At 55.8% G+C, this 13226-nt stretch carries 11 protein-coding genes; all 11 read left to right on the top strand.

The window, feature by feature from the left end; all coding sequences use genetic code 11:
* Positions 1-12: 12 nt before the first annotated feature.
* The 11 genes from ACT3T6_RS07705 to ACT3T6_RS07655 all read left to right on the top strand — a co-directional run bounded on the left by ACT3T6_RS07705 (position 13) and on the right by ACT3T6_RS07655 (position 13157).
* Positions 13-1506 carry an NAD(P)H-hydrate dehydratase gene (locus ACT3T6_RS07705; RefSeq protein WP_172116276.1) on the top strand — a complete coding sequence of 498 codons (1494 nt, stop codon included), beginning with the start codon at positions 13-15 and terminating at the stop codon, positions 1504-1506.
* Between the two features lie 11 nt (positions 1507-1517).
* On the top strand, positions 1518-2012 hold the full coding sequence (tsaE, locus tag ACT3T6_RS07700) for a tRNA (adenosine(37)-N6)-threonylcarbamoyltransferase complex ATPase subunit type 1 TsaE (protein WP_172116277.1): 495 nt from the start codon (positions 1518-1520) through the stop codon (positions 2010-2012).
* Positions 2006-3481, top strand: coding sequence for an N-acetylmuramoyl-L-alanine amidase (locus ACT3T6_RS07695; RefSeq protein WP_172116278.1), 1476 nt, complete (start codon positions 2006-2008; stop codon positions 3479-3481). Before tsaE ends, ACT3T6_RS07695 begins: the two co-directional genes overlap by 7 nt.
* An 8-nt stretch (positions 3482-3489) precedes the next feature.
* Complete coding sequence (mutL, locus tag ACT3T6_RS07690; RefSeq protein WP_193053831.1) at positions 3490-5421, top strand: DNA mismatch repair endonuclease MutL; 1932 nt, start codon at positions 3490-3492, stop codon at positions 5419-5421.
* A gap of 75 nt (positions 5422-5496) precedes the next feature.
* Positions 5497-6435, top strand: a complete 939-nt coding sequence (gene miaA, locus ACT3T6_RS07685) for a tRNA (adenosine(37)-N6)-dimethylallyltransferase MiaA (RefSeq protein WP_192526308.1) — start codon at positions 5497-5499, stop codon at positions 6433-6435.
* Positions 6436-6586: 151 nt separating this feature from the next.
* Positions 6587-6835: an RNA chaperone Hfq gene (gene hfq / locus ACT3T6_RS07680; protein ID WP_009099947.1), complete on the top strand. Its 249-nt coding sequence runs from the start codon at positions 6587-6589 to the stop codon at positions 6833-6835.
* 37 nt (positions 6836-6872) lie between these two features.
* The gene (gene hflX, locus ACT3T6_RS07675) at positions 6873-8183 is read left to right on the top strand and encodes a ribosome rescue GTPase HflX (RefSeq protein ID WP_172116281.1); all 1311 of its coding nucleotides are present in this window, start codon (positions 6873-6875) and stop codon (positions 8181-8183) included.
* 126 nt (positions 8184-8309) lie between these two features.
* Positions 8310-9584: an FtsH protease activity modulator HflK gene (gene hflK, locus ACT3T6_RS07670; protein ID WP_193053830.1), complete on the top strand. Its 1275-nt coding sequence runs from the start codon at positions 8310-8312 to the stop codon at positions 9582-9584.
* Positions 9585-10481 (top strand): protease modulator HflC, encoded by an 897-nt coding sequence (gene hflC / locus ACT3T6_RS07665; protein WP_172116283.1) that lies wholly within the window; start codon positions 9585-9587, stop codon positions 10479-10481. It abuts the gene before it with no gap.
* A 184-nt stretch (positions 10482-10665) separates the two neighbouring features.
* The gene (locus tag ACT3T6_RS07660) at positions 10666-11859 is read left to right on the top strand and encodes an ATP phosphoribosyltransferase regulatory subunit (protein ID WP_172116284.1); all 1194 of its coding nucleotides are present in this window, start codon (positions 10666-10668) and stop codon (positions 11857-11859) included.
* Positions 11859-13157, top strand: coding sequence for an adenylosuccinate synthase (locus ACT3T6_RS07655; RefSeq protein ID WP_193053829.1), 1299 nt, complete (start codon positions 11859-11861; stop codon positions 13155-13157). Before ACT3T6_RS07660 ends, ACT3T6_RS07655 begins: the two co-directional genes overlap by 1 nt.
* The last annotated feature ends 69 nt before the right edge of the window (positions 13158-13226 follow it).

Below are 13226 nucleotides of genomic sequence, written 5' to 3'. Positions count from 1 at the left end.
AAAGGAGATATCGTGTCCACCTTAAGTACTTCCTCGCTGCGCCCGCTATTCAAAGCGGAGCAGGTACGTGAGCTGGACCGCCGTACCATTGCCGGTGGTATCGAAGGGTTTGCCCTAATGCAGCGAGCAGCGTCCAGTGCCTGGCATAGCTTTCGCGCGCGCTGGCCCCATGCGCGTAGCGTAACGGTGTTGTGTGGTGGGGGAAATAACGCTGGCGATGGTCATGTGCTGGCAGCGCTTGCCATTCAGTCAGGGCTTAAAGTGCAGCGTATTACGCTAAAGCCGTTGGATGCTCTGAAAGGTGATGTCGCCAGGGCTGCCGAGCTTGCAACCTCTGCCGGTGTTGCCTGCGAAGCGTGGCACGCCGATTGTGTGTTCTCGGGCGAAGTGATTGTTGATGCTCTGGTCGGTATTGGCCTTACCGGCAAGGTGACAGGGGCAACGCAACAGGCGATTAAGGCAATCAACGCCGCTAAATGTCCCGTGCTGGCGATCGATATACCCTCTGGGTTAGCCGCGGATACGGGCGCGGTCCTTGGTGATGCTGTTCACGCCAATACTACCGTCACGTTCATTGGCGACAAGATAGGGCTACATACCGGCGAAGCGCCTGCCTATACGGGGGAGATTGATTTTCGCCCCCTGGGCGTTAAAGCGCAGGCCTTTTTTGATATTCCTCCTTGTGCGTGGCGGCTGGACGAAGGCTGGTTAACAGACGCCTTTGCGCCGCGCTCCCGTACCAGCCATAAAGGCGATATGGGGCATGTGCTGGTCTTGGGCGGTGCTCCGGGGTTTGGTGGTGCAGCGCTGCTGGCTTCCCAAGCGGCGGTACGCTTAGGCGCTGGCAAAGTAAGCCTGGCTACCGCGCCAGAGCACATCAGCGCTAGTTTGATGCGTTGCCCGGAAGTAATGGCGCACGGTGTACGCGGCGGCGCCGATTTAAACGAACTGCCGCAAAAAGCCGATGTAATGGTGGTGGGGCCGGGGATGGGACAGGCCGCTTGGGGGCAGGCTGTGTTGCAGCACGCGCTGGCATCGGGCTCTCCGCTGGTCGTCGATGCCGATGGGCTTAATTTACTCGCCAGCCACTGGCCGAGCGAGCGCCGTGATAACTGGATATTAACGCCGCACCCTGGCGAAGCTGCCCGGCTGCTTGAGTGTAGCGTCACCGATGTGCAGGCTGACCGGCCTGCCGCTGCGCGTGAGCTACAGCGTAGACGAGGAGGCGTTGTTGTTCTAAAAGGCTCGGGGAGCTTGATTGCCGGGCCCGGTGGCTTGGTCGTATGTCCTTACGGAAACCCCGGTATGGCCAGTGGTGGAATGGGTGACGTGCTCAGCGGTATGCTCGGCGCCTTGGTCGCCCAGCGAGCAGAGATAGAGAGTAGCGCCTGGTTAGGCGTTATGGTGCATGCGCTAGCCGCCGACAGCGCCGCACAGGCACAAGGAGAACGTGGCTTGCTGGCAAGTGATCTGGCATCCTATGCGCGAGTATTGATCAACCCGTGAAGGCAGCCCACATGCAGGTGCAATTGGAAAATGAAGAAGCGCAGGTCGCTTTTGGTGAAGCGCTGGGAAGTGCATTGCAGGGGCGTGGGCGTGTTTACCTGGAAGGTGACCTGGGCGCCGGTAAAACGACATTAACACGTGGAGTTTTAAGGGCCTATGGGCATCTGGGGGCAGTCAAAAGCCCTACCTATACCCTCGTGGAGCCTTATGAGCTGGGCACACAGCGCATTTATCATTTAGATCTCTATCGTTTATCTGACCCTGAGGAGCTTGAGTTTATCGGCGGTCGTGATGTGCTGGCGGACGACGCTCTATGTATTGTTGAGTGGCCAAGTCGCGGCGAGGGATGGCTGCCAGCTCCCGATATTTTCTTATCACTTACGGTAGCGGGTGCAGGGCGCGAGGCGACGTTGAACGCACTCAGTGAGTACGGTGAGTGCGTCCTTAATGGGCTGCAGTCAAGACAATCGTTTAAGCAGTCAGAAGACGGTGCCACTTCATGGTAACTAGCAACGAATTCACCGGCCTGGCCCGGTATCTCATGCCTGGGCTGATGGCGCTAATGGCGAGCGTTTCTTCTGTACAGGCCGCTGATGTTGAAAGCATGCGGTTATGGGCCGCCCCCGACCACGCGCGGCTGGTATTTGATCTTTCCGGCGTCACTCAGGCGAATGTTTTTTCCCTGTCGGACCCCGAGCGCCTGGTGATTGATTTGGAGGAGAGCCAGCTAAAAACGGATGCCTCCACATTGCCGCTAGATGGCAGCGCGATTGAGGTTGTGCGGACCGGGCCGCGGGATGGGGGCGGTTTGCGCGTGGTGCTGGAACTCAATCGCTTAGTGGAACCGCGCCACTTTGTGTTGCCGCCTAATGACCAATATGGTCACCGCTTGGTGGTAGACCTTGAGTATCCCGGCGAGAGTGCCGTTGAAAACCCGATTGATCCGATAGAAGCGATGATTCGTGATCAGGAAATGCTGGCGCAGCGAAACGATGTTCAGGCTCAATTGCCGGATAGCCAAGCGTCGCCTGGAACGCAAAGCCCTGAGCCGGCCGAAGTTCAGCCCGCCCAGCCGCACCCCCAACGCGATGTTATTATTGCCGTTGATGCTGGTCACGGTGGTGAAGATCCGGGTGCTATTGGCCCTGGCGGTACGCGAGAAAAAGACGTCGTGCTGGATATCGGGCGTCGGTTGGCTGCCAAAATCAATGCCACGCCGGGCTATAAAGCGGTGCTTATTCGTGATGGTGATTATTACATAGGCTTGCGGCAACGTACCCAGCTTGCCCGTGAGCAAAAGGCCGATTTCTTTGTGTCGGTTCACGCCGATGCATTTAACAGTCCGCGCCCCGAGGGCAGCTCGGTATACGCGCTTTCGCAGCGTGGCGCTACGTCAGAAACAGCCCAGTGGCTTGCCGACAGCGAAAACCGCGCTGACCTGATTGGAGGGGTGGATGGCAACCTTTCGCTGCGTGATAAGGATCAAGTGCTCCGCGGCGTTTTGCTTGATTTAACCATGACCGCCACGCTGAACGATTCGCTGTCTATTGGCGGGCAGGTACTTGAGCAGTTGGGGCGGATTAATCGGTTGCACAAATCCCGCGTTGAGCAGGCCGGCTTTATGGTACTTAAATCGCCTGATATTCCTTCGCTATTGGTTGAGGTTGGCTTTATTTCCAACCCCAGTGAAGAGCGTCGACTGCGTGATCCCGTTCATCAGCAGGGGCTTGCGGATGCGATTTTTTCCGGGTTAAACGCGCATTTTGAACGTAACCCGCCACCGGCGAGCCTGCTTGCCTGGCAGCGCGATAATCATCGCCAGCCTACGGGGAATGAGTACCGTATTCAGTCAGGCGATACGCTCTCTTCGATTGCGCTGCGCCACGGTGTGCCAGTGGGCCAGCTGCGCCAAGCTAATGATTTGAATGGCGACGTTATTCGCGTGGGCCAAGTATTACGTATTCCCAACTCTTGAGGTGTCTGGTGTCCGAGTCGAGTTCTTTGCCATCACGTATTCATGTAATCGACCCCCGCTTGGCCAACCAAATCGCCGCGGGGGAGGTTGTCGAACGTCCATCGTCGGTAACCAAGGAGTTGGTGGAAAATGCCATTGATGCGGGAAGTCAGCGCATTGAGGTTGAGATCGAACAGGGCGGTGCGCGATTAATTAAAGTACGCGATGACGGCATCGGTATTAGTGAGCAGGACTTGCCGCTGGCGCTTGCACGTCATGCCACCAGTAAAATCGGAAGCCTTGAGGACCTGGAGGGCGTCGGTTCTCTGGGGTTTCGTGGCGAGGCGCTGGCCTCAATAAGCTCTGTCTCTCGGTTGGAGCTTGTGTCCAATGCGGAAGAAGACCCGCGAACCGGCTGGCGAGTGGTGGCCGAAGGGCGAGGGATGGAGGCGCGAGTAACGCCTGCACCACACCCGCGAGGCACCAGCGTTGCGGTGCGTGATTTGTTCTTTAATACGCCTGCGCGGCGCAAGTTCTTACGTACTGAAAAGACCGAGTTTGCCCACGTGGAAGAGGCCTTTCGGCGTCAGGCACTGTCGCGTTACGACATCACCTGGGTGCTCCGTCATAACCAGAAGGTAGTCCACCAGCTACCTGCTGGGCATACGGCGGTGGCTCAGGAGCGGCGTATCGCCTCGCTGCTGGGTAAGAATTTTATTGAGCATGCACGCTATATTGAGCGCGAAGCTGGTGGTCTGCGCCTAAGCGGTTGGGTGGGCTTGCCCACACACTCACGCTCTCAGGCCGATCAGCAGTACTTTTTTGTTAACGGGCGTGTGGTGCGTGACCGCCTGGTGGCCCATGCCGTGCGCCAGGCCTACCGGGACGTGCTCTATAACGGCCGCCATCCTGTGTTTGTACTCTACCTGACACTGGACCCTGATGTGGTCGACGTGAATGTTCATCCCACCAAGCATGAAGTGCGCTTTCGTGATGGGCGCATGGTGCATGATTTTCTCTACTCAAGTCTGCACCACTGCCTGGCGACGTCTAAGCCAGCGCAAGAAAGTGATGGCGATGCCAGTGATGCCTCGGAGCATTCAGCAGAAGGCGTGAATGGTGCCACTGCCGAACCTGAGCAGACCGATTCTACCCGGTGGCAGCAGCAAGGCATGGCGCTTTCTCAAGCGCCTGACCGTCACCCGGGGGCTGAAAAAGTACGCCGCTTTATGCAGGGCTATCAGGCCTTGCACCCTAATCATGAGGATACGCTGCTTACGCCGCAGCCGCCGGGTGCATGGGCTGGCGGTCACGAGTCTGTTAGCGAGGTGCGCGAAGCACCTGCGGTAATGCCTGAAAGTGACCCGACCAGTGCGCCGCCGCTAGGCTTTGCCTTGGGGCAACTGCATGGGATTTATATTCTTGCGCAAAATGCCCAAGGGCTCGTGCTGGTGGATATGCACGCCGCCCATGAGCGCATTGTCTACGAGCGGATGAAAAATCAGCTGGCAGCCGCTAGTGGCATTGATACACAGCCGCTGTTGGTGCCCGTGTCGCTTGCTGCCAGCCGCACGGAAGTGGCAACGGCAGAAAGCGAACAGAAAGCCATTTCTCAATTGGGGATTGAGCTGGATGTTGCAGGGCCAGAAACGCTGCTGGTGCGCCAGTTGCCTGCGCTTTTGGCCCAGGCTGACCCGGAAGCACTGGTGCGCGAAATGCTTGAAGAGCTTGCCCGTTTTGGGCGCACCCATCAGGTAGAAACACGTATTCATGAGCTGCTTTCCACCATGGCATGCCACGGTAGCGTGCGTGCGAATCGACGGCTAACTATTGAAGAGATGAATGGACTGCTGCGCGATATGGAACGCACCGAGCGTAGCGATCAGTGTAATCATGGTCGGCCTACCTGGACACAAATGAACCTAAAAGCGCTTGATCGGTTGTTTTTGCGCGGACAGTAGTGGTGCTGCCAGATGTTGCCAAGTGGCGGCTGGCTGAATTAATCCCTGTTATTTTTTGGCGGAGTTTGCCACGGTATGGCTGATACACGCCCTTGGGCGATTTTTTTAATGGGTCCCACAGCGGCCGGAAAAACCGATACGGCAATCGCGCTGCACGAGCGGCTAGGGCATGAGCTAATCAGCGTTGATTCCGCAATGGTCTACCGCGGTATGAATATTGGTAGTGCTAAGCCCAGTGCTGCTGAGCTTGCCCGTGCACCCCATCGGTTAATAGATCTGCGTGATCCGGCAGAGCCCTATTCAGCCGCTGATTTTCGAGAAGATGCGCTTAGTGAGATGCGGCAAATCAGCGCAGCGGGAAAGGTGCCACTGCTCGTGGGCGGCACCATGCTGTACTACAAGCGCCTGGTTGAAGGGGTCGCAAATATGCCTGCGGCGGACCCCGCTATTCGCGAGCAGCTAGCCAAACAGCGTGAAAGAGAAGGCCTGGAGTCGCTGCATAAAAAACTGATGGATGTGGATCCTGTGTCGGCGCAGCGCATCCATCCCAATGATCCTCAACGCTTAATGCGCGCACTCGAAGTTTATTACGCCAGTGGGCGCTCAATGAGTGAACTGTGGGGTGAGCAGCAGCCAGCGCCTTTCCCTTGGCGCGTGCTATCCATTGCGTTGGCGCCAGACGACAGACGTGTTTTACACGCACGTATTGAAAAACGTTTTGCCGCTATGCTTGAGGAGGGCTTGATAGATGAGGTGGCCGCCCTCAAAAAGCGTAGTGACCTGCATCTGGAGCTGCCCGCCATGAAAAGCGTGGGTTATCGTCAGGTGTGGGAGTATCTGAACGGTGAGTACGACTATGCTGTCTTAAAGGAGCGCGGCGTAATTGCTACTCGCCAGCTCGCCAAGCGTCAGCTAACCTGGTTAAGAAGCTGGTCTAATCTTACCTGGATTGATTCGCAGCAGTTGGACGTGGTGGATAAGACGCTGAAATTCGTGCGTGAAAGCGGTGCTTAGCGTAAGATAGTGGTTTCGTGAGCGTGTGTTTTTGAGTAGCCGAAGGGCGCTTTTCAACCACACGGGCCTTTCGGGCAAATAGATTGCGGCGTAGCACCAGTAGGGCACGCCATTTAACAACCAACCCCAACGACAGTTTAGGGAGAGCAACATGTCCAAAGGGCAGTCCCTTCAAGATCCTTACTTGAATATTTTGCGCAAAGAGCGCATTCCGGTCTCCATCTTTTTGGTAAATGGCATTAAGCTTCAAGGCCAGATCGAATCGTTTGACCAGTTTGTTATTCTGCTGCGTAACACCGTTAGTCAGATGGTTTATAAACATGCTATTTCCACGGTGGTGCCTTCGCGTAATGTGCGTTTGCCGGCACAAGACCCGGCCGCGCCTGATGCGGATATTTAACACCGCTGGATGAGCAATAGAGTCCTCGAGGTATTGATTGTTTTTTGAACGCCCAGAAGCCGGTGAAACGGCAGTTCTTGTCCACGTTGATTTTCATGACGAACAAGCACGTGAAGACCCGGGTGAGTTCTTAGAGCTCGTGCGCTCTGCAGGTGCAGAGCCCGCGACGCTGCTCACCGCTAGTCGTCAGCGCCCTGATTCACGAACCTTTGTGGGTTCGGGAAAGCTGGAAGAGTTGCGAGCGATGCTCGCGGCTCATGAGGCGGAGCTGGTGATCTTCAATCATAGTTTAAGTCCTTCCCAGCAGCGCAACCTTGAGAAAGAACTCAAGTGCCGAGTCCTTGACCGTACGGGTCTGATTCTCGATATTTTTGCGCAACGGGCACGAACCCATGAGGGTAAGCTGCAGGTCGAGCTTGCTCAGCTAGAGTATATGTCTACTCGCCTTGTGCGTGGGTGGACGCACCTTGAGCGCCAAAAAGGCGGGATTGGCTTGCGTGGGCCCGGCGAAACGCAGCTGGAAACCGACCGCCGTTTATTAAGAGGGCGTATTAAGTCCATCAATAAGCGATTGGATAAAGTGCGTAGCCAGCGTGAGCAGAACCGCCGCGCCCGTGCACGTGCGGAAATCCACAGTGTGTCGCTGGTCGGGTATACCAACGCAGGCAAATCGACGCTGTTTAATACGTTAACCAATGCCGATGTGTATGCCGCTGACCAATTGTTTGCAACACTGGACCCGACACTGAGGCGCCTTGAGATCGAAGACGTGGGCCCGGTGGTGATGGCGGATACAGTAGGGTTTATCCGGCATTTGCCCCATAAGCTTGTTGAGGCGTTCCAGGCGACGCTTCAGGAGGCAGCGGAAGCCACCTTGCTTGTGCATGTGATTGATGCAGCCGATCCTGATCGCGAGCTAAACGTTGACCAGGTAGAGCACGTATTGAAAGAGATTGGCGCCGATAGTGTGCCGGTTCTCAAGGTAATGAATAAAATCGACAAGCTTGATAGCGCGCCGCGTATTGAGCGTGATGGGCATGGCGTGCCTGAAGTGGTGTGGTTGTCTGCTCAACAAGGCCAAGGTCTTGAGCTACTTCATGAAGCGCTTACTGAGCGCTTGGCTGGCGATGTCATCGGATTTTCGCTGACACTGACGCCAGAACAGGGCAAGCTGCGGGCAGGACTTCATGAGCTAAACGCCGTGCGTCAGGAAGCATTTGATGAGCAGGGGCGCTCTGTATTGGATGTTCGACTACCGCGTCGCGACTTTAACCAATTAATGGCGCAGCTGGGTGAGCGTGCTAACACCTATTTGCCTGTAGCATTGCGTGAAGTTGACGAGTGGTAGGTCCTTGCTTTTCTACTCGTGTAAGGGATGGTAATAACAGTTTGATATAGCAATAATTTCAATAAAGCGCATGGAGCTTGCCGAAGGCATGCCATGCGCAGATGAGCACCTTAGTGGAGACGAAGTATGGCCTGGAATGAGCCTGGTGGTGGCAACCAGCACGACCCATGGAGTGGTGGTGGTCGACGGGGTGGCAACGACGGTGATAACCGTGGTGGCAACGACGGCGGTAATCGGGGCGGGAATAATGGGGGTAATAACCAAGGCCCTCCTGACCTTGATGAAGCGCTCAAGAAGTTTCAAGACAAGCTGAACGGCATGCTGGGCGGCGGCAGTAAAAAAGGCAACGGAAACAAGCGGAACAGTGGAAGCGGTGGTGGTAAGCCACGTAATACGCTTGCATTGCCGGGCCTTTTAGTTGTGGTTGCGCTAGCGATTTGGGCAGCCTCCGGCTTCTATCTGGTGGATCAGTCTGAGCGTGGCGTTGTGTTACGTTTTGGTGAGTACCAGAGCGTTGTTGGGCCGGGTCTTCACTGGAATCCGCCATTGATTGACGATGTCCGCATGGTAAATGTCACGCGCGTTCGCTCTGTGTCACAAACCCAGGCGATGCTGACGCGCGATGAAAACATCGTGGAAGTGGAAATATCGGCGCAGTACCAGGTCGCAAATCCGCAAGATTTTGTTCTCAATGTGCGTGATCCTGCACTGTCCATGGAAAATGCGCTTGATTCTGCTTTGCGTCACGTTGTAGGTGGCACAGACATGATCGATATCCTGACCTCAGGACGTGAAATCCTGGGCAGCTCGGTCGCTAGCCGCTTGCAGTCCTATCTTGATGCGTATGGAGCGGGTATCCGTTTACAAACCATTAACATTGAGTCGACTTCCGCACCTGCGCCGGTTATCGGCGCATTCGATGATGTAATTCGTGCTCGCGAAGACCGCCAGCGTACCATTAACGAAGGCATGGCTTACGCTAACGCCATTATCCCGGCCGCTCAGGGTCAAGCCCAACGCGTGGTTGAGCAAGGCCAAGGGTATCGTGAGTCGGTAGTGGCTGAAGCTCAGGGTCAAGCGAATCGCTTCAATGCCTTGTTAACAGAGTACCAAAATGCGCCAGAGGTAATGCGTGAGCGGATGTACCTGGATACGCTTGAAAGCGTCTATGGCGGTACACCCAAGGTACTCATGGATGTAAGCGAAAATGCACCGCTAATGTATCTGCCGCTTGATCAAATGCGTGGCAATAGTGGGCGCAGCAATAGCGCATCAAGCGCTAATGACAGTGGCTCAGGCAGTGAGGAGTTGGATCCGCGTGTTGTAGAAAGTTTACGTGGAAGCCAAACGACGAATTCTTCATCTTCAAGTAGTAGCTCTATTCGCAGGGAGGGCCGGTAAATGATTAATAATCGATCCCTGCTGATCGTTGGTGGCTTGGCTGTTGTCGCGTGGTTGGCAAGTAATTCGCTGTATGTTGTTGATGAGACACAGCGTGCCGTAAAACTGCGCTTTGGTGAGGTTATTGAAGAGAATATTCAGCCTGGCCTGCATGTCAAAATACCGGTTGCTCAAACGATCCGTAAGTTTGATACGCGCCTGCTGACGCTGGATACCGATACCAGTCGTTATCTGACGCTTGAGCAAAAAGCAGTTATCGTCGACTCCTACGTTAAATGGCAGGTGGTTAATCCTACCCGCTACTACGAGGCAACGGCAGGCGATGAAATGATGGCGATCCGCCTTATTCAGCCACGTGTTGACGAGAGCTTACGTAACGAGTTTGGCCGTCTTAATCTGCAGGAAATCATTGCCGAGCGCCGTGATGACCTGATGATTGGCCCTACCGAAGAGCTGGATAGCCTGATGCGTGATGAGCTGGGTGTCGCTATCCGCGATATTCGCATCAAGCGTATTGATTTACCTGAAGACGTGTCAGCGGCAGTCTTTGAGCGGATGCGCTCTGAGCGTGAGCGCGAAGCCCGCGAATGGCGTGCCCAGGGACAGGAAGAAGCGGAGCGTATTCGCGCTAATGCTGACCGTCGTCGCCACGTACTTATCGCTCAGGCAAATGAGCGTGCAGAGACGCTGCGCGGTGAAGGTGATGCTCAGGCAGCCAGTATCTTTTCTGAAGCGTATGGCCAGGATCAGGAGTTTTTCTCCTTTTGGCGTAGCTTGAATGCTTACCGCGATAGCTTCTCGGGCGACGGTGATATGCTGGTATTAGACCCCAGCAGCGACTTTTTCCGTTACCTGCGCAGTGCTAATCCTAACGGGCAAGCAGGCGGAGAAGAGTAAGTTGGTATAGGGGTGAATTTTGCCATGAAGCAGAACGCATGGCGGGGTTCATCCCTTGAGCAAACGTGGTAGACTTAATTGAACCGGGCGTCGCCCGGTTTTTTTGTGGCCCTCATTTAACGTTAATGCGTCAAGCGCGTATTCATCGACTCCAGGGCCTTCATCGTCTTGCAGGATTGTTTACATGACCATCGCTGACCGCTGGCTGTTGCCCGACGGCATGGATGAGGTGCTACCGCCTCAGGCAAGCCGCATGGAAGAGCTGCGCCGCGCGCTGCTTGATCTTTATCATTGCTGGGGCTATGACCAGGTCATGCCACCACCGGTGGAGTTTCTAGACTCCTTGTTGACCGGTACCGGTACCGACCTTGATCTGCAAACCTTTAAGCTAACAGACCAATTAACCGGCCGTATGATGGGCGCCTCGGCAGATGTTACGCCGCAGGTGGCGCGTATGGATGCCCACTCGCTCAAACGCCAAGGGCCCGTTCGGCTGTGCTACTGCACGAACGTACTGCGCGCTAAAGCTGATCAGCATCAGGGTGGACGCAGCCCTGTTCAGGTCGGCGTCGAACTGTTTGGCCATGCTGGGTTAGAGGCCGATAGTGAAATCATTCATTTGGCGCTCGCCAGTTTAAAAGCCGCAGGCGCAGGTGAAATACATCTGGCTCTTGGGCATATCGGCATTTACCGTAGTTTGGTAGACGCTGCCGCGCTTAATAATGAGCAGGAGAGCACGCTGTTTGAGGCACTGGCACTCAAGTCGCCGGGACAATTGGCGGAGCAAGTTAACGCAAGCGTCAGCGACCCGGTACTGGCTGATATGTTTATGGCGCTAGGTGAGTTGCACGGCGACGCCAGTATACTTGAGCAAGCACGCGAGCGCTTTGCAGGTGCTCCGGCCTCTGTAACCGCCGCGCTTGATCAGTTAAGTGCGCTGTATCAGGGCGTGTTGGCTCGCTTTGACGTGTCGCTCTATTTTGATCTTGCCGAGTTGCGTGGGTATCAATACCACACAGGCATGATGTTTGCCGCTTATGTGCCAGGTTACGGCCATGCGCTTGCAAAGGGTGGCCGCTATGATGATACGGGGCGCGCCTTTGGGCGTGCACGTCCGGCTACTGGCTTTTCGATGGATTTAAAGCAGCTGGCATCATTGGCCTTGGCATCGCCAGGCAACGGCGCCATTTGGGCGCCTGCCCAAGAGGAAGAGTCTCTCAACGCTGCCATAGTTGCACTGCGAGAGCAGGGAGAACGCGTTATTCAAGCGCTGCCTGGGCAGCGTACTGGGCCGGCGGAGCACAAGTGTGACCGCCGTCTTGAGTTTATCGATGGCTGTTGGCAGACAACGGCCCTGACACAAGAGACGAGTGCATAATGGGTAAGAATGTCGTAGTCCTGGGCACCCAATGGGGTGATGAAGGCAAAGGCAAGATTGTTGACCTGCTCACCGAGTCAGCGGCGGCGGTAGTGCGTTTCCAGGGTGGCCATAATGCGGGCCACACGCTGGTAATCGACGGTGAAAAAACGGTGCTTCATCTCATTCCGTCGGGTGTCCTGCGTCCGGGTAAAACCTGCGTAATCGGCAACGGTGTGGTGCTTTCGCCTGAAGCGCTGATCAAAGAGATCCGCGAGCTTGAAGATAAAGGTGTACCGGTGCGTGAGCGCCTGCGCCTTTCACCTGCCTGCCCGCTGATTTTGCCTTACCACGTGCGCCTTGATCAGGCCCGCGAAAAAGCCCGTGGCGTTGCCAAGATTGGCACAACGGGTCGAGGCATTGGTCCGGCTTACGAAGATAAAGTGGCACGCCGTGGCTTGCGCTTGGGCGATATGCTTCATCGGGAGCGGTTTGCCTCCAAGCTGGGCGAAGTGCTGGATTACCACAACTTCGTATTGGTTAACTACCACGGTGAACCCGCCGTCGACTTCCAGGAAGTGCTGGATAGCGCCATGCAAATGGCCGATGAGCTTCGTCCGATGGTATGCGATACCGTGAGCATGGTTCACGACCTGCGCAAGGCGGGTGAGAATATTCTGTTTGAGGGCGCCCAAGGCTCGCTACTGGATATCGACCACGGCACGTACCCGTTTGTTACCAGCTCCAACACCACGGCTGGCGGCACGGCCACGGGTTCTGGTGTCGGCCCGCTTTACCTGGATTATGTGCTGGGTATTACCAAAGCGTATACCACGCGCGTGGGTTCAGGGCCGTTCCCCACTGAGCTGTTCGACGACCATGGCCGTCACCTGGCTGAGCGTGGCCACGAGTTTGGCGCCACCACGGGTCGTCCACGCCGTTGCGGTTGGTTTGATGCTGTGGCCCTGCGTCATGCGGTACAAATTAACTCCATATCCGGCATCTGCCTGACCAAGCTTGACGTGCTCGATGGTCTGGAAAATATTCGGGTGTGCGTGGGCTATCGCAGTAAAGATGGTGACGTGCTGGACAACCCGGTTGATTCTGAAGGCTACGAAGCCATAGAGCCGCTTTATCAGGATTTACCAGGCTGGAAAGAGTCGACGCTGGGTGCTAAAAACGTCGACGACTTACCGGCTAACGCCCGCGCTTACATCAGTTTCCTGGAAGAGCAGGTGGGCACCAGTATTGATATTATTTCAACGGGGCCAGACCGTGTTGAAACCATCGTACTGCGCAATCCGTTTGACGGCGAATAATCCGCTGTCGTCGAATAACACTCGCTGAGAATATCGCCGGGTGTATGAGAAGGGGTGCCTTGGCGCCCC

Source organism: Halomonas sp. 72 (genome assembly GCF_052379785.1).
Lineage (GTDB): Bacteria > Pseudomonadota > Gammaproteobacteria > Pseudomonadales > Halomonadaceae > Vreelandella > Vreelandella citrativorans.
The sequence above is the reverse complement of the archived record's forward strand: the minus strand, read 5'-3'. Positions and strand labels throughout refer to the sequence as shown.

Bases quoted from the DNA above. Each gene is read 5' to 3' on its own strand.
- tsaE (WP_172116277.1), top strand. From the start codon at position 1,518: ATGCAGGTGCAATTGGAAAATGAAGAAGCGCAGGTCGCTTTTGGTGAA.
- ACT3T6_RS07695 (WP_172116278.1), top strand. From the start codon at position 2,006: ATGGTAACTAGCAACGAATTCACCGGCCTGGCCCGGTATCTCATGCCT.
- miaA (WP_192526308.1), top strand. From the start codon at position 5,497: ATGGCTGATACACGCCCTTGGGCGATTTTTTTAATGGGTCCCACAGCG.
- hfq (WP_009099947.1), top strand. From the start codon at position 6,587: ATGTCCAAAGGGCAGTCCCTTCAAGATCCTTACTTGAATATTTTGCGC.
- hflK (WP_193053830.1), top strand. From the start codon at position 8,310: ATGGCCTGGAATGAGCCTGGTGGTGGCAACCAGCACGACCCATGGAGT.
- hflC (WP_172116283.1), top strand. From the start codon at position 9,585: ATGATTAATAATCGATCCCTGCTGATCGTTGGTGGCTTGGCTGTTGTC.
- ACT3T6_RS07660 (WP_172116284.1), top strand. From the start codon at position 10,666: ATGACCATCGCTGACCGCTGGCTGTTGCCCGACGGCATGGATGAGGTG.
- ACT3T6_RS07655 (WP_193053829.1), top strand. From the start codon at position 11,859: ATGGGTAAGAATGTCGTAGTCCTGGGCACCCAATGGGGTGATGAAGGC.